Below are 14,340 nucleotides of genomic sequence, written 5' to 3' on the forward strand. Positions count from 1 at the left end.
GCCGCGGCGCGGCCGATCGCGCAAGGGAGGGGCGGATCCGGAAACGCCCCTTGCTGCACGTCCTGTCGATCACCGCGCCGACCTTCGGCCTGCTTCTCGTCGGCTATGCCGCCGCCCGGCTGCGCCTCTTCGACGAGGGCGTCGCCGACGGGTTGTCGGCCTATGTCTACACGCTGGCGATCCCCTGTCTCCTGATGCGGACGATTCTGCATTCGCAGATGCCCGACGCCCAGCCTTGGACCTATTGGATCGCCTATTTCTCGGGCGTCGCCGTTTCCTGGTCGCTGGCGAGCCTGTCCGCCGCAAAGCTGTTCCGGCGCGGCCGGCGCGAGGCGGTGATCTTCGGCTTCGCGGCGGGCCAGGCCAATACGGCGATGGTCGGCGTGCCGCTGATCCTTGGCGCCGTCGGCCCCGATGCCGCGACGCCCCTCGCGCTGCTCCTCGCGATCCATCTGCCGGTGATGACGGTCGTCGCGACGCTGCTTCTCGAAGGGGCGGGCGAGGCGGGGCTCGCCCATGCGCAGCGGCGCATCCTGCGCATGCTCGCCACCCATCCGATCCTGATCGGCATCTATCTCGGCCTCGGGCTGCGGGCGCTCGGGCTCGATACGAGCGGGCCCTTCGACCATCTGGTCGATCCGATCGCCGCCTCCGCCGCGCCCTGCGCCCTGATCGGCATGGGGCTGGCGCTGGCCCGCCACGGCATCGGCGGCGAATGGGCGGCCGCCGGCCTCATCAGCGTCCTGAAGCTCGTCGTCCACCCTGCGGTGGTCTATGTCCTGGCGCGACATATCTTCGCGATGCCGCCGGCCTGGTCGGCGGTCTGCGTGCTCTTCGCCAGCTGTCCGGCCGGCGTCAACGCCTATCTCCTGGCGGCCCGCGAGGGCGTCGGCGCGGGCGTCGCCTCGGCCGCCGTGTCGCTGTCGACGGTGCTTGCCGCGCTCACCGTCTCGCTTTGGCTGGCGCTCGTCGTCGTTTGAGTCCGGCCCGGAGGGATCGGCCATTTTCCCATCGTGAACCGGCACTTATGCCCAAAGTAATCGAAGCGGAGCCGTCGCCGTCGATGGTCGTGAAACGATTTCGCCGAGATCAGTGTGGCCCATCGGCAATAGGCAAAGGTGTTCGATCGGTCCTATCCAAGCGTCATCCTTTTGGAATGTGGCGGCGACTTCCAATGACCCTGCGAGCCGTGTGGCTTTCTGCCATTCTTGTTCTTCCCGGATGCCTCGGCGCGCCGCCGGAAGACGCAATGCCGCTCCGGCAGGATGTCGGCTATGCGCCGGGCGGCCTCGCGGCGAGAGGAATCGTCGCCGAGCCCCTGGACCCGCTGACGACCGCGACGGCCCTTCCGGCCCCGGTCGCGACGCCTGCGCCGGCTCCCGCGCAGAAGCGCGCGGCGCCCGCGCCCATGGCCGCGAACCCGGGCGCCACCGCCGCGCTCTCCGACGAGACGGCGCCGCCCTACGAGCCGGAGAAGGACCCGATCGTCACCGGGACGATCATCAAGCAGCAGGATCTCACCGATGCCTACAAGATCCGGGGCGGCAAGGTGATCCTGCCGCCGTCGATCCATGTGCCGGTGATCGACATCCAGGACACCCGCTCCGCGCTGCAGGAGGGCAACGCGGCCGACGAGGGGCCGGCCTCGCCCGCGCCGGCGGTCGGGCGCCCCTGAGCCGCGAGGCCCGCGCGCCGCGTCAATGCGCGAGCTTTAGCGTGACGACGCCCGCGACGATCAGCGCGACGCCGGCATAGCGGGCGAGCGAGGTCGGGTCGCCATAGACGAGGACGCCGACGAAGAACGTACCGGCCGCGCCGATGCCGGTCCAGACCGCATAGGCCGTGCCGATCGGGATCTGCCGCTGCGCCAGCCAGAGCAGCGCGCCGCTGACCGCCATGAAGAGGATCGCCAGCGCGGTGCCGCCAAGGCGCGTCGCCGGCACCTGGGCCATCTTCAGCCCGACCGGCCAGCCGATCTCGAACAATCCCGCCAGGATCAGATAGAACCAGCTCATGACGATCGCCTCGCGCCTCGCTGCGGGTGACAACCCGCCGCGACCCTATATAAATACGATCGTATTGAAATAAAGGGGCCGGCCATGGGACGTCGCAGGAGCATCGACCGGGATCGCGTGCTCGACATCGCCGAAGGCATCGTCGCCGAGCACGGCGCCGGCGCCCTGACGATCGGCGCGGTGGCCGAGGCCGCCGGCATCACCAAGGGCGGCGTGCAATCCTGCTTCGGCACCAAGGAGATGCTGATCGCCGCGATGCTGGAGCGCTGGATGGCGGAGGACGACAGCCGGTTCGCCGCCCTCGCCGGCCCCGATCCCTCGCCGCGCCGGCGCCTCCGGGCCCATGTCGAGACGACGGAACATTACGACCGTCTGGCGCAGACGCGAGTGGCGAGCCTCCTCGCCACGCTGCTCCAGACGCCGGAGCAGGTGGCCGGCATGCGGACCTGGTACGCCGCCCGCCTTGCCGGGCTCGATCCCGATACGGAGGAGGGGCGGCGGGCGCGTCTCGCCTTTCTGGCGGGCGAGGGCGCCTTCCATCTGCGGTTCCTCGGTCTCCTGCCGATCGATTCGCGGGAATGGCGCGAGATCTTCGCCGATATCCGCGCGCTGCTGGACGATCCCGCCTGAGCGGCGCGCCGCGGGCCGGAACGCGCCTTCCGCTTCGCCGTTCTCCTTTCGAGCCGTGTCCGGGCAAGCCTGCCGCCGGAGGGCCGCGAGGAGGTGCCGATGTCCGCGACCGATGCGCTCTATTTTCCCCCGACCGGCGAGGAGACGTCGCATTACGTGCTCGTGGCCGTGGCGCCGGGCACCGACGGCCTTTCCGGCAGGGTGTCGATCGAGGCGCCGAGCGTCGCGTCGAAGGGCGGGGCGGCGGCGCCCGACTATCCCGGCTCCCGCGAGGGCCGGCTCGCCGACATCCTGAAGGAGGCGGCCGAATTCGCGGCTTTGGGCGGCTATCCGCTGCGCGTCGTCAAGCCGGCCGAAGTGGAATTGCCGGCCGAACTCGGCACCTATGCGGAGCGGAAGATTTCCGGCTGACGCATGGGTTCCGGCGCGGCCGTCAGCGCGTCAGCGTCTCCACGCTGACGCCGAAATAGGCGGCGAGCGCCTTCAGCGCCTTTACGGGCACCGACCGCCGGCCCTCTTCGATCGAGGCGACGAGGGCCGGTGGCAGTTTCGCGCCGTCGGCGATCTCCTCGATCGTCTTTCCATCGGTGACGCGCAGGCGCAAGAGGTTGTCGGCGAGAGGCATGGCGGCGCCGATAGCGGAAAACCGCGCCAATGCCCATGGCGCAGGATGTCGCCCGGCACCTCAGTAGGGCGGCTTCGTCCGGGCGCGCTGGGTCCGGGCCGCCTCCGTCCACCAGGCGAGATCGTCGGCGAAGCGGGGAAAGGCGCGCTGGAGCGCCGCGCCGCTCTCGCCCACGGGCTCCGAAGCCGCGTCGAAGGCCTGGTCGATGCCGCCGACCGCGAGCGCGCTGGAAATGACGACCATGCCCATTTCCGAGAGCGTGCCGTGCCAGGCCTGGGCGGCGCGCACCCCGGCGAAGCGGCCGGCGGAATAGCTGGCGATGGCGGCGGGGCGCCAGAACCATTCCTCCAGGAAATGGTCGGTGAGATTCTTCAGGCCCGGCTGGACGCCCCAGTTGTACTCGCCGGCGACGAAGATGAAGGCGTCGGCGGCCCGGATCTTCTCCGCCAGATCCTCCAGCGCGGCCGGGGCCCCGCCCTTCGGATATTCCTTGTACATCCGGTCGAGCATCGGGAGATCCAGCGCCTTGGCGTCGATAAGCTCCGGGCTCGCACCGCGCGCGGCGAAGGCGCGGACGAGATAGTCGGCGAGCCGGATGCCCTGCCGGTCGGCGCGATAGGAGCCGTAGAGGATCAGGATTCTGTCGCCCATCGCCATGCCTCCGCCGCCCGGCCGGATCTCGGCGCGGGACCCGTGCTGAAGCCGATTCTAGGCCGGCCGCCTGTCACGGCGAGGCCGCGTCGCGCGTCGCGCCCTTGCGATTCCCGGCCCATGTCCGCTTTCCCCGCGCATTGTCGTCTGATTGTCATGAAAGCCGACGACAAGTCCGCGCGAGCTTGGAACGGGTGCCCCATGGACTACTTCAGACGCTTCACCTTTCTGTTCGCGACGCCCTCCTTCGACGCGGACGATCTCGAAGGCGCGCGCTACAACCAGATTGTCGAGGAGATCGAGCGCTCCGGCTTCGAGGTGGTGCGGGCGCGCAATCTGGAGGATGCGGCGATCTCCGTGCAGACCGATGCCGCCATCGGCTGCATGATGGTCGACTGGGGCAAGAAGGGGCTGGAGGGCAAGACCGCCGCGCTGATCAACCTCATGCGCCGGCGCGGGCTGGATTTCCCGATCATCCTCCTCATCCGCCGCAAGCGCTTCGAGGACGTGCCGGTGGAGGTGCTCGACTTCATCGACGGCTATGTCTTCCTGTCGGAGGAAACGCCGGCCTTCATCGCCAAGAACCTCATCAGCCGCCTGAAGCAATATGCCGAGACGCTGAAGACGCCCTTCTTCGGCGCGCTGGTCGACTATGCCGAGGAGGGCAACCAGCTCTGGACCTGCCCCGGCCACAATGGCGGCGTGTTCTACAGCCGCTCGCCGATCGGCCGAGTCTTCATGGAACATCTCGGCGAGGCCGTGTTCCGCGACGATCTCGACAATTCGGTGCTCGATCTCGGCGATCTCCTGACGCATGAGGGCCCGGCGCTGGCGGCGCAGAAGGAGGCGGCGAAGATCTTCGGCGCCGAGAAGACCTATTTCGTGCTCAACGGCACCTCGACCTCCAACAAGGTGGCGCTCGCCGCGCTCGTCACGGACGGCGATCTCGTCCTCTTCGACCGCAACAATCACAAGGCGGCCCATCACGGCGCACTGCTGATCTCCGGCGGCATCCCGGTCTACGTGCCGACGGCGCGCAACGCCTATGGCCTGATCGGCCCGATGGACTTCGCCGCGCTGGACGAGGCGGCGCTGCGCGAGCGCATCCGCACCCATCCGCTGGTCAAGGACCCGGAAGCCTGGAAGAAGCCGCGCCCCTTCCGCGTCGCCGTGGTGGAACAGTGCACCTATGACGGCACGATCCACAGCGCCGAGATGATCCTGAAGACGATCGGCCCTCTCTGCGACTATATCCTCTTCGACGAGGCCTGGGCCGGCTTCATGAAGTTCCATCCGCTCTATGCCGGGCGCTTCGCCATGGGGCTCGCCGATCTCGGACCCGACGCGCCGGGCATCATCGCGACGCAATCCACCCACAAGCAGCTGGCGAGCTTCTCCCAGGCCTCGCAGATCCACATCAAGGACCGGCACATCAAGGGCCAGAAGCGGCGGGTGGAGCATCGCCGCTTCAACGAGAGCTTCATGCAGCATGCCTCGACCTCGCCCTTTTATCCGCTCTTCGCCTCGCTCGATGTCGGGGCGCAGATGATGAAAGGCCGGTCCGGCGAGGTGCTCTGGGACGACACGATCCGGCTCGGCATCGAGTTGCGCAAGAAGATCCGCGCCGTGCGCCGCGAGTTCGAGGAGAAGGAGCAGCGGCCGGAGCGGCGCTGGTTCTTCGAGCCCTTCGTGCCGGACCGCGTCGGCATCCCGGATGTCGCGAGCCCCGGCGCCCTGCACGAGGTGCCCTGGGAAAGCGTCTCCACCGACCTTCTCGCCACCGATCCGGCCTTCTGGCGCCTGTCGCCCGGCGCCGCCTGGCACGGCTTCGCCGGCATGGCGGAGGGTTTCGCGATGACCGATCCGAACAAGCTGGTGCTGTTGACCCCCGGCTTCGACGGGGCGAGCGGCAGCTATTCCGACCACGGCATTCCGGCGCCGATCGTCGCGCAATATCTGCGCGAAAACCGGATCGTGGCGGAGAAGAACGACCTCAACTCGCTGCTCTTCCTCCTGACGCCGGGTGTCGAGGCCTCGAAGGCCGGCACGCTGATCTCCGGCCTCGTCGCCTTCAAGAAGCTGCATGACGACAACGCCCTTCTGGAGGAGGCGATCCCGGAATTCGCCCGGCGGCGGCCCGGCCGCTATGCCGGCGTGCGCCTGCGCGATCTCTGCGCCGCGATGCACCGCTTCTTCCGCGAGGCGAATGTCAGCGCGCTCCAGGGCCAGCAGTTCTCCGCCGCGCATCTGCCGGACATCGCCCTGTCGCCGCATGACGCGGCGCGCGCCCTGGTGCGCAACGATGTCGACTACCTGCCGCTCGACGCGCTGGCCGGGCGGATCGCGACGACCCCCTTCGTCGTCTATCCGCCGGGCATCGCGACCATCGTTCCGGGCGAGCGGCTCGGCGAGCGGGCGAAGCCGATGATCGACTATCTCAAGATGTTCGAGAACTGCTTCAACGCCTTCCCCGGCTTCGAGGTCGAGATCCAGGGCGTGTATCGTGAGACGGACGAATCGGGCCGCGTGCGGCTCCACACCTATGTCGTCGCGGAATAGGCCGGAAAGCTGGATCGATTGATGGAACAGGAGAAGAGCGTCACCATCCGCCCCTCGCGCGACGGTGACGTGGAGGCGATGCTGGCGATCTATCGCCGGCATATCCACCGGGGCGTCGAGGCCGGGCTGGAGGAGGGCGATTCGGCGGAGCCGGACGATCTGCGCGACCGGCGCAAGAACCTGAAGGACCGCCGCTTTCCCCATATCGTCGCGGTGCGCGACGGCGTCGTGGTCGGCTATGCCTATGCGGTGCTCTTCCGCAAGCGGCCGGCCTATCGCCACGCCGTCAAGCATTCGATCTATGTCCATCACGACCATGTCGGGCGCGGCATCGGCGGCCGGCTGATGCGCGGCCTGATCGATGCCTGCGCCGCCGCCGGCTTCCGCCAGATGATCGGCTATATCGACGCCGACAACGCCGCCTCGCTGGCACTGCACGAGCGCTTCGGCTTCCAGCGCGTCGGCCTCTTGCCGGCGGTCGCCTATCGCTACGGCCGCTGGGCCGACAGCGTGATGGTGCAGCGCTCGCTCGGCCCCGGCGCCACCACCCCGCCGCCGCCGCCGGCGCCTTTCCTGCGGTAGAAACTCCAGAGAAGAGTCGACGCCAGCCCACAGGCCGGCGAAGCGGCTCGCTGAACACATCTCATGATGGTGTTTTGCTGGCTATGTGATTATGCTCGAAGGCTTGGGGCCTTCCGAAGTTCGATGGATCAATCGCAGACCATGACCCAAACTTCTGATAGCGGAGCGATCAGCGGCGGATTTATGATGGGTTCTCCTCCCAATATCCCGACGCTCGTTCTAAGGAGCGCTTCGCTCAGCGGGAAATTCGATGGCGAGTTCCATCTCGCGGGCACGGCGCTGCCTGGTCAAAGCGTGGGTCTTCTGCTCGAGGCTTCCGCGACGGGAGCCGATTACGCATGGAAGACCGTGACCGCCGATGCCACCGGTCATTATGACGGGGTCCTCCAGGGATTTCAGCTCGGTCTGGGTAAATCGTTCGAGGAGCTCGACTTCGTCGCCTTGACCGGCGAGTCGGAAGAATTCGTGTCGAATGATGTCCTGGTGGCAATGGGCACGGGCAGCGGCATCAAGGCGCATCTTGCCCACTATGCCGGCAATACCCAGCTTGGCGCCATTCTGTTCACGGGTTCGGCGAATCTGACTTTCGGCAGCAAGGCGGAACTCGATCGGACACGCGTGGCCTATGCGGATGTCCTGGGAAAGATCGTCGGCAACTATACGCTGACCGTCGCAACCGCCGATCTGAAGGAGCGGCACACCGACGTCTACGACAAAGCCGGACAATTGACGAAGGCCACGACGGTCGATGTCGCCTCCGGGGCCATCACGGCTCTCGCTTACGATGCGAAGGGCGCTTTGAGCCATAAGACCTATCGGCATGACGGCGTGAGAGAGGAAACGGACTACGCCATCGCCAACAAGCCCTATGCAAGTCAGCATGCCGTCTACGATGCCAAGGGACATATCCTATCGGCGGAGAGGCACTACGCCGATGGTACACTCGCCTTCACTCAGTTGGTGAAGGCGGACGGGTCGAGCGAAGTGCATTCATATGACAAAGCGGGCCGGGAGAGCGTGAAGATCGCCGGCGATCTGTCGGGCGAGCGCGACGTCTTCGAATTCTCCTATGCCGGAGCAGCGAACACGGCATCGACGACGACGCGAACCCATTACGGCGTGGACAATGCGAAGCAGTGGATCGACCAGACGGCCGCCGATGGCAGCCATGTCCAGACGGCCAAGGCAGCGGGTGTCGTCCTGGCGTCCCATGCCGGCGTCGCCGATACGCTGGTGGCCTTCAATGGCGGATCGGACCATTTCGTCTTTGGAGCCGGCTTTGGCAAGGACAAGGTCATAGGCTTCGAGGCGCAGCGCGATGTCCTGGTCTTCGATGAAGACTTGGCTTCGAGCTTCGCATCGCTCCAAAGCCATGTGACACAGACCGGCTCGGGCACGCTGATCAGCTTCGGTGCCGACACGATCCTGTTGAAGGGGATCGCCGCGGCGAGTCTCACTGCGGAAAACGTGCATTTCGCCGCCCACGATCTGCTGCTCGTCTGATAACGGAGACCCCAAGGCGGGTCGGTCGGACAGGCGCGGGACATGGCGGCCGCAGTCCCGCGACTGGACTTCGGCCCGGTCCTCGGCGAAGGGATGCGTCATGAAGCATCGCCCGATCACCGAGGCGGAAATCGAGGCCGGTAAGTCGCCGACCGGCGGGTTCTCCTATGCGCGCCTGCGCTCCTGGGGCGTCCGCTGTCCGCCGCGCGCCGGCTGGCGGCGCAAGCTCGTGCGCGCCGGCGTGCCGGCGGCCTGCCCCTATCCGGAGGGCTTCGTGCCGGCGGCGTCGGACTTCGCCGTGCCGATGAACCCGCTGCTCGGCGCGCCCCCCGCCGCTCCCGCCGCGCCGCCGCCGGACGCCCTCCAGATCTTCACCGACGGCAGTTGCGAGGCGATGGCGGGCGGCTGGGGCCTCGCCGTCTATCGGGAGGGCGCGGAACTCCATGCCGCCTGCGGCGGCGAGGCGGCGACGACCAACAACCGCATGGAATTGCGCGCCGTCATCGAGGCGCTGCGCTGGCTGGAGCCAGATCGTCCGGCGCTGCTCTGGACCGACAGCCAATATGTCGCCCGTGGCGCGGAGGAATGGCGCCGGGGCTGGCGCAAGGCGCGTTGGACGCGGGAAGGGCGGGGCGCGCTCGCCCATGCCGATCTCTGGGAAGAGCTCGGCGCGCTGCTCGCCACCCGCCCCGTGGAGATCGGCTGGACGCGCGGCCATGCCGACACGCCGGGCAACGAGCGGGCCGACGCGCTCGCCGCGCTCGGCCGCCGCTGGACCTTGCGAAAGGCGGGCCTCAGGAGAAACCCGTCCTCCCGTCCCGGCTGAGCCTCAGTCGAAATCGGTGGGCAGCGCCGGATCGCGCCGATGCTCGAACATGCGGCGCAGCTGGCCGGGCAGGACCCGGGCGAGAGACAGGTCCTCCGGCAGGGCGTCCTCCCGGAACCAGCCGATCTCCGATGTCTCGATGCTGGTCGCCGGCGCGCCGCCGACGAGATCGCAGATGAAGAAGACCTTGCAGCAGGAAAAGACCTTCGGCGGATGGTTCTGTCTCGTCCGGTCCCAGACGGCGGCGAGCTTGCGCGCCGCCACCTCGTAGCCGCTTTCCTCCCGCATCTCCTTCACGACATTCTCGGCCGGCGAGAGATTGACGTCGGCCCAGCCGCCCGGCAGCGTCCAGCGGCCCTCGTCGGCGATCTCCCGCACCAGGAGGATGCGCCCCTCGCCATCGAAGGCCGCGCCCCGCACGTCCACCTTTGGCGTCGCATAGCCGCTCTCGCCGACGAAGAGATCCTCGATCAGCGCGGCGGGCCATTCGGACAGCCGGCCCGTCAGGCCGGAGGCGAGGCCGCGCAGCCGTTCGTAGCGCTCGCGGTCGTAGACGTCCCGCGTGAAGGCGAGACCCGTCTGCGCGATCGCCTGAAGCTCCCGCGCCAAGGTCAGCCAGTCCGGCTCGCTCATGCTCTTCTCCTCCGATCGGGCTCCCATGCCCTCGTCGCCTCTAGGCGCAATCACGGGACATGGCCATGGGAGGGTGGAGGCGCGGCGGGCGCCATGGGTTTGCCGACAAGGAATTGTTTCCCTCGGCGGCGCCTTCCGCGTGTGGCGGGGATGGCGTAAGGAGCGAGGGAACGGCCTTGGGACAGGGGGCCGAAAGGGGGCGGAGAGCGAGTGCAGGTGCGATGACAGGGGATCACCCTTCGGCCGAAGCGGCGCGCCTTGCAACTCTCGCGAGCTATGGCGTTCTCGATACCCCGCCGGAGCCGGGTTTCGACGACATCGTCGCGCTGGCGCGGCAGGTCTGCGCCGCGCCGGTCGCGCTGGTCAGCCTTGTCGATCGCGACCGGCAATGGTTCAAGGCACGGGTCGGCTTCGAACCGGCGCAGACCGATCTCGACCGCTCGGTCTGCCGCCATGCCCTTGGGCGCACCGACATTCTCGAAATCGGCGATCTGACGCGCGATCCCCGGACGGCGGCCAACCCGCTCGTCACCGGCGAGCCGTTCCTGCGCTTCTATGCCGGCATGCCGCTGAACGCCAGGGACGGCCGGACGCTCGGCACGCTCTGCGTCCTCGACCACCGGCCGCGGCCGGAAGGGCTGGACGAGGCGCAGCGGACGGGGCTTGCGGCGCTGGCCGCCCAGGTCATGGCGCAGCTCGATCTCCGGCGCGCGCTCGAGGCGCTGGAGGCGGATCGCCGGGCCGCCCGCGCCGAGGCCGCGCGGCTCGACGCGATGATCGCCACGCAGCAGGCGGTGGCGGGCGCCGAGACCGATCTCGACACCGTGTTCCGGGCGATCGCCGACGGCGCGCTCGGCGCCATCGGGGCGGCGGACGGCGCGGCGATCGAATTGCGGGAGGGCGAGGATCTCGTCTTCGTCGCCGCCTCCGGCGCCCTCGCGCCGCATCGGGGCCTGCACCTGCCGATCGGCCGCTCGCTGTCCGGCCGCGCGCTGCTGGAGGGCCGGCCGATCGCCTGCGCCGACACCGCCGCCGATCCCGCCGTCGACCCGGCTTTGTCCGAGAGCTTCGGCATCCGCTCGCTGGTCGTCGTGCCGGTCACGCGGCGCGGCGTGCCGATCGGCGTCCTGAAAGTCTGTTCCGGCCGCCCGCAGGCCTTCGCCGCCCGCGACGTCGCGATGGCGCGGATGCTGGCGAGCCTCGTCGCCTCCGCCTGCGGCGACGCCGCCGAGGCCGTCTCGCACCGCGCGCTGCGCGACGCCGAGGCGCGCTATCGCCAGACCTTCGAGAGCGTCACCGAATTCGCCGTCATCGTCACCGATCCCGCCGGCCGGATCACCGAATGGAACATGGGGGCGGAGCGCATCTTCGGCTGGACGGCCGCCGACATGCGCGGCGGCGACGCTTCGCGCTTCTTCACGCCGGAGGACCGGGCGGGCGATCGCGCCGGCACGGAGATGAGCCGGTCGCTGGTCGACGGCCAGGCGACCGACGAGCGCTGGCACATGCGCGAGGACGGCAGCCGCTTCTATGCGAGCGGCAACATGATGCCGCTGCGCGGCGAGAGCGGCGAGCATCTCGGCTTCATCAAGATCGTCCGCGACCGGACGGAACAGCATCTGGCCGGCCGCCAGCTCGAGGATCTGGAAAAGCGCCTGCAACAGGCGCAGGAGGCAGTCGGCGTCGGCCTCTTCACCGTCGAGGTCGCGACTGGCCTGCTCACCGCGACGCCGCAATTCTCCCGCCTCTTCGGCTACGACCACCAGGAGGTCCGCCCGGCGGAGGATTTCGAGGCCCTGGTCGTGGCCGAGGACCAGGAACTCGTGTCGAACAACTCGACCCGGCGCGACGGCGGCGCGCCGCGCGACGTCGAATACCGCATCCGCCGCGCCGATACCGGCGAGATCCGCTGGATCGCCCGCAAGGGCGAGTTCACGCATGACGCGGCGGGGCGCCCCTTGCGCTTCGCCGGCATCGCGCGCGACATCACCAGCCAGGTTCTCGATCGCAAGGCGCTGAACGACGAGCGCGAGCAGCTGGCCGCGATCTTCGCCCAGGCGCCCTCGTTCATGGCGCTGCTGCGCGGGCCGGAGCACCGGTTCGAGCGGGTCAATCCAAGCTATACCAAGATCGTCGGCGGACGCGATCTCATCGGGCGCACCGTGGCGCAAGCCCTGCCGGACGCCGCCGCCCAGGGCTTCGTCGACATTCTCGACGAGGTCTACCGCACGGGCGTCGCCTATCATGCGACGAATGTGCGCTATGGCGTGCAGGTCTCGCCCGAGGGGCCGGTCGTGCCGCGCCATCTCGACTTCGTCTACCAGCCGATCCGGGACGGCGAGGGCACGGTCACCGGCATCTTCGTCGAAGGGGTGGACATCACCGAGCGCATCCTGGCGGCGCGGCGCCTGCGCCAGACCGAGGACCGCTACCGGGCGCTGGTCGAGAATGTCGATGTCGGCATCTGCATCGTCGAGATGAAGTTCGACGCGGACGGGCAGGCGATCGACTATCGCATCATGGAAGGCAACGAGGCCTATGAGCGCCATACCGGCCTCTACGGCACGATCGGCAAGTGGGTCAGCGAATTCGCGCCACTGCTGGAGCGGCACTGGTTCGACCTCTACGGCCATGTCGCGCTGACCGGCGAGCCGCTGCGCTTCGAGAACGGGGCGGAAAGCCTAGGCGGGCGCTGGTTCGAGGTCCAGGCGCACCGGGTCGGCGCGTCGGAGGAGCGGCAGGTGGCGATCCTCTTCACCGACATCACCGCGCGCAAGCAGCAGGAGGACCAGCGCGCCATCCTCAGCGCCGAGCTGGCGCATCGCCTGAAGAACACGCTGGCCCTCGTCTCGGCGATCGTGATGCAGACGCTGCGCACGGCGACCGACATTCCGACGGCGCGCAAGGTGCTGATGGACCGCATCCTGACCCTGTCCAAGGCGCATGACATCCTGCTCACCGGGCGGCGCGACGCGGCCTCGATCGGCGAGATCGTGCGGACCTCGACCTCGCTGCACGAGGAGGGCGGGCGCATCGAGGTGGAGGGGCCGGCGATCGCGCTGGGGCCGAAGGCGGCGATGACGCTGTCCCTCGTCTGCCATGAACTTTCCACCAACGCGGCGAAATACGGCGCCCTGTCGCTGCCCGAGGGGCGCGTCCTCGTCGGCTGGTCGGTGCTGGAGGAGGGCGAGGGCGGCGAGCCGATGCTCGTCATCGAATGGCGCGAGACCGGCGGACCGCCGGTCGCGCCGCCGGAGCGCCGCAGCTTCGGCACGCGCCTCATCGAGATCGGCCTGTCCACCGCGCCGGGCAGCGCCGCCGTTCTCGACTACGATCCCGCCGGCCTGCGCTGCCGCATCGTCGCGCCGCTCTGCGAGCTCCAGGAGCAGGCGCCCGAGGCCTGAGGTTCTCGGCACGCCGGCACCGATGCGGCGCGATGCCGGCCGGCCGCGCCAAGTCCTTGCGGCGATAGGCTTATCTTAAGCTCGTGCCGGCATCGTGCGGGCCAGGAACCCGCTCCGCCACGAAATGATGCCGCCATGCTCGCCCATCTGAAGATCACGGGAAAACTGATTGCCGCCTTCGTGGCCGTCCTTCTCGTCACGACGCTGGCCAACGGGATTCTCTATGCGAGCATCCGGCATGCCGCCGAGGCCAACCAGTCGCGCGCGGCCAATTTCGAGGCCTCGCTCCAGGCCGAGCGCATGCGCGCCTCGCTCTATCGCCTGCAGAACGCCATCGGAAACAATCTCCTCACCGGCGAGGAGCGCTTTCTCAAGACCTATGGCGATGCCAAGCAGAACTTCCAGAAGGCGGCCGAGGCCTTCGCCCGGTTCGCTGACTCCCCGACGCAGGAAGCGAAGGTCGCCGAAGCGCGGAGCTTCGTCGAGACCTGGTGGAACACGGCGGGCGACCGGATGGTGACGCTCGGCAAGGACCCCGCCACGCGGGCGGAGGCGCTGGCCCTGCCGAAGCAGTTTCCGCTGACGCGGGCCTATGACCTTCTCGACGAGGCGTTGAGCAACCAGCAGGCACTGATCGCCGCCGATGCCGCGAGCGCGGCCGAGGCCGACGAGGCCTCCATCTCCACCATGCTCCTCGCGTGTGCGCTCGGCACGGCGGTGGCGGTCGTGATGGGCTGGCTGCTGACGCGCGGCGTCGCCCGACCGGTCGTCGCGATCACCGGCGTGATGCGCCGTCTGTCCTCGGGCGATCTCGGCGTGGAGGTTCCGGCGTTGGGTCGGCGCGACGAGATCGGGGCGATGGCTTCGGCGGTTCAGGTGTTCAAGGAGGCGGGTCTGGAGAAGCGTCGCCTG

Annotated in this window: 14 protein-coding genes; 10 read left to right on the top strand and 4 right to left on the bottom strand. The window is 68.7% G+C overall.

Translation table 11 applies throughout. The annotated features are described in order from the left end of the window. Window positions 1-50: 50 nt before the first annotated feature. Both IEY14_RS22865 and IEY14_RS22870 read left to right on the top strand, forming a co-directional pair. Window positions 51-980, top strand: coding sequence for an AEC family transporter (locus tag IEY14_RS22865; protein WP_188912663.1), 930 nt, complete (start codon window positions 51-53; stop codon window positions 978-980). Window positions 981-1,249: 269 nt separating this feature from the next. Continuing rightward, window positions 1,250-1,675, top strand: coding sequence for a hypothetical protein (locus IEY14_RS22870; protein ID WP_188912664.1), 426 nt, complete (start codon window positions 1,250-1,252; stop codon window positions 1,673-1,675). 22 nt (window positions 1,676-1,697) lie between these two features. Here IEY14_RS22870 and IEY14_RS22875 read toward each other — a convergent pair whose 3' ends face one another. Further along, on the bottom strand, window positions 1,698-2,015 hold the full coding sequence (locus IEY14_RS22875) for a DMT family transporter (protein WP_188912666.1): 318 nt from the start codon (window positions 2,013-2,015) through the stop codon (window positions 1,698-1,700). Between the two features lie 84 nt (window positions 2,016-2,099). Between IEY14_RS22875 and IEY14_RS22880 the strand changes: the two genes are divergently transcribed. Next, the gene (locus IEY14_RS22880) at window positions 2,100-2,645 is read left to right on the top strand and encodes a TetR/AcrR family transcriptional regulator (RefSeq protein ID WP_188912668.1); all 546 of its coding nucleotides are present in this window, start codon (window positions 2,100-2,102) and stop codon (window positions 2,643-2,645) included. Window positions 2,646-2,744: 99 nt separating this feature from the next. Next, window positions 2,745-3,056 carry a hypothetical protein gene (locus tag IEY14_RS22885; RefSeq protein WP_188912670.1) on the top strand — a complete coding sequence of 104 codons (312 nt, stop codon included), beginning with the start codon at window positions 2,745-2,747 and terminating at the stop codon, window positions 3,054-3,056. A 22-nt stretch (window positions 3,057-3,078) separates the two neighbouring features. Here the strand turns inward: IEY14_RS22885 and IEY14_RS22890 are convergent, their stop codons facing one another. Next, entirely contained in the window at window positions 3,079-3,270 is a 192-nt protein-coding gene (locus IEY14_RS22890; RefSeq protein WP_188912672.1) for a helix-turn-helix domain-containing protein, read from the bottom strand. A 60-nt stretch (window positions 3,271-3,330) separates the two neighbouring features. Further along, window positions 3,331-3,921, bottom strand: coding sequence for an NADPH-dependent FMN reductase (locus IEY14_RS22895; RefSeq protein ID WP_188912674.1), 591 nt, complete (start codon window positions 3,919-3,921; stop codon window positions 3,331-3,333). 201 nt (window positions 3,922-4,122) lie between these two features. Here IEY14_RS22895 and IEY14_RS22900 point away from each other — a divergent pair, with 201 nt between their 5' ends. The 4 genes from IEY14_RS22900 to IEY14_RS22915 all read left to right on the top strand — a co-directional run bounded on the left by IEY14_RS22900 (window position 4,123) and on the right by IEY14_RS22915 (window position 9,391). Then, on the top strand, window positions 4,123-6,480 hold the full coding sequence (locus IEY14_RS22900; RefSeq protein ID WP_188912675.1) for an Orn/Lys/Arg family decarboxylase: 2,358 nt from the start codon (window positions 4,123-4,125) through the stop codon (window positions 6,478-6,480). 21 nt (window positions 6,481-6,501) lie between these two features. Further along, the gene (locus tag IEY14_RS22905) at window positions 6,502-7,062 is read left to right on the top strand and encodes a GNAT family N-acetyltransferase (protein ID WP_188912677.1); all 561 of its coding nucleotides are present in this window, start codon (window positions 6,502-6,504) and stop codon (window positions 7,060-7,062) included. A 123-nt stretch (window positions 7,063-7,185) separates the two neighbouring features. Then, the gene (locus IEY14_RS22910; protein WP_188912680.1) at window positions 7,186-8,565 is read left to right on the top strand and encodes a hypothetical protein; all 1,380 of its coding nucleotides are present in this window, start codon (window positions 7,186-7,188) and stop codon (window positions 8,563-8,565) included. A 100-nt stretch (window positions 8,566-8,665) separates the two neighbouring features. Then, the gene (locus IEY14_RS22915) at window positions 8,666-9,391 is read left to right on the top strand and encodes a ribonuclease H family protein (RefSeq protein ID WP_210318553.1); all 726 of its coding nucleotides are present in this window, start codon (window positions 8,666-8,668) and stop codon (window positions 9,389-9,391) included. Window positions 9,392-9,394: 3 nt separating this feature from the next. On the opposite strand, the gene IEY14_RS22920 is transcribed toward IEY14_RS22915, so the two are convergent. Further along, a complete protein-coding gene (locus IEY14_RS22920) occupies window positions 9,395-10,024 on the bottom strand; it encodes an NUDIX hydrolase (protein WP_188912682.1) in 630 nt (209 codons plus the stop codon). Between the two features lie 221 nt (window positions 10,025-10,245). Between IEY14_RS22920 and IEY14_RS22925 the strand changes: the two genes are divergently transcribed. Both IEY14_RS22925 and IEY14_RS22930 read left to right on the top strand, forming a co-directional pair. Next, window positions 10,246-13,428: a PAS domain S-box protein gene (locus IEY14_RS22925; protein ID WP_188912684.1), complete on the top strand. Its 3,183-nt coding sequence runs from the start codon at window positions 10,246-10,248 to the stop codon at window positions 13,426-13,428. 135 nt (window positions 13,429-13,563) lie between these two features. Next, window positions 13,564-14,340, top strand: a 777-nt coding sequence (locus IEY14_RS22930) for a HAMP domain-containing protein (RefSeq protein ID WP_188912686.1), incomplete at its 3' end; no start/stop codon positions are given.

Origin of the sequence: Aureimonas endophytica (assembly GCF_014642635.1) — a bacterium.
GTDB classification, from domain to species: domain Bacteria; phylum Pseudomonadota; class Alphaproteobacteria; order Rhizobiales; family Rhizobiaceae; genus Plantimonas; species Plantimonas endophytica.

Coding starts and splice junctions, on each gene's coding strand:
- IEY14_RS22880 (WP_188912668.1), top strand. CDS start 2,100: ATGGGACGTCGCAGGAGCATCGACCGGGATCGCGTGCTCGACATCGCC.
- IEY14_RS22875 (WP_188912666.1), bottom strand. CDS start 2,015: ATGAGCTGGTTCTATCTGATCCTGGCGGGATTGTTCGAGATCGGCTGG.
- IEY14_RS22905 (WP_188912677.1), top strand. CDS start 6,502: ATGGAACAGGAGAAGAGCGTCACCATCCGCCCCTCGCGCGACGGTGAC.
- IEY14_RS22925 (WP_188912684.1), top strand. CDS start 10,246: ATGACAGGGGATCACCCTTCGGCCGAAGCGGCGCGCCTTGCAACTCTC.
- IEY14_RS22895 (WP_188912674.1), bottom strand. CDS start 3,921: ATGGGCGACAGAATCCTGATCCTCTACGGCTCCTATCGCGCCGACCGG.
- IEY14_RS22885 (WP_188912670.1), top strand. CDS start 2,745: ATGTCCGCGACCGATGCGCTCTATTTTCCCCCGACCGGCGAGGAGACG.
- IEY14_RS22870 (WP_188912664.1), top strand. CDS start 1,250: ATGCCGCTCCGGCAGGATGTCGGCTATGCGCCGGGCGGCCTCGCGGCG.
- IEY14_RS22890 (WP_188912672.1), bottom strand. CDS start 3,270: ATGCCTCTCGCCGACAACCTCTTGCGCCTGCGCGTCACCGATGGAAAG.
- IEY14_RS22910 (WP_188912680.1), top strand. CDS start 7,186: ATGGATCAATCGCAGACCATGACCCAAACTTCTGATAGCGGAGCGATC.
- IEY14_RS22920 (WP_188912682.1), bottom strand. CDS start 10,024: ATGAGCGAGCCGGACTGGCTGACCTTGGCGCGGGAGCTTCAGGCGATC.
- IEY14_RS22915 (WP_210318553.1), top strand. CDS start 8,666: ATGAAGCATCGCCCGATCACCGAGGCGGAAATCGAGGCCGGTAAGTCG.
- IEY14_RS22900 (WP_188912675.1), top strand. CDS start 4,123: ATGGACTACTTCAGACGCTTCACCTTTCTGTTCGCGACGCCCTCCTTC.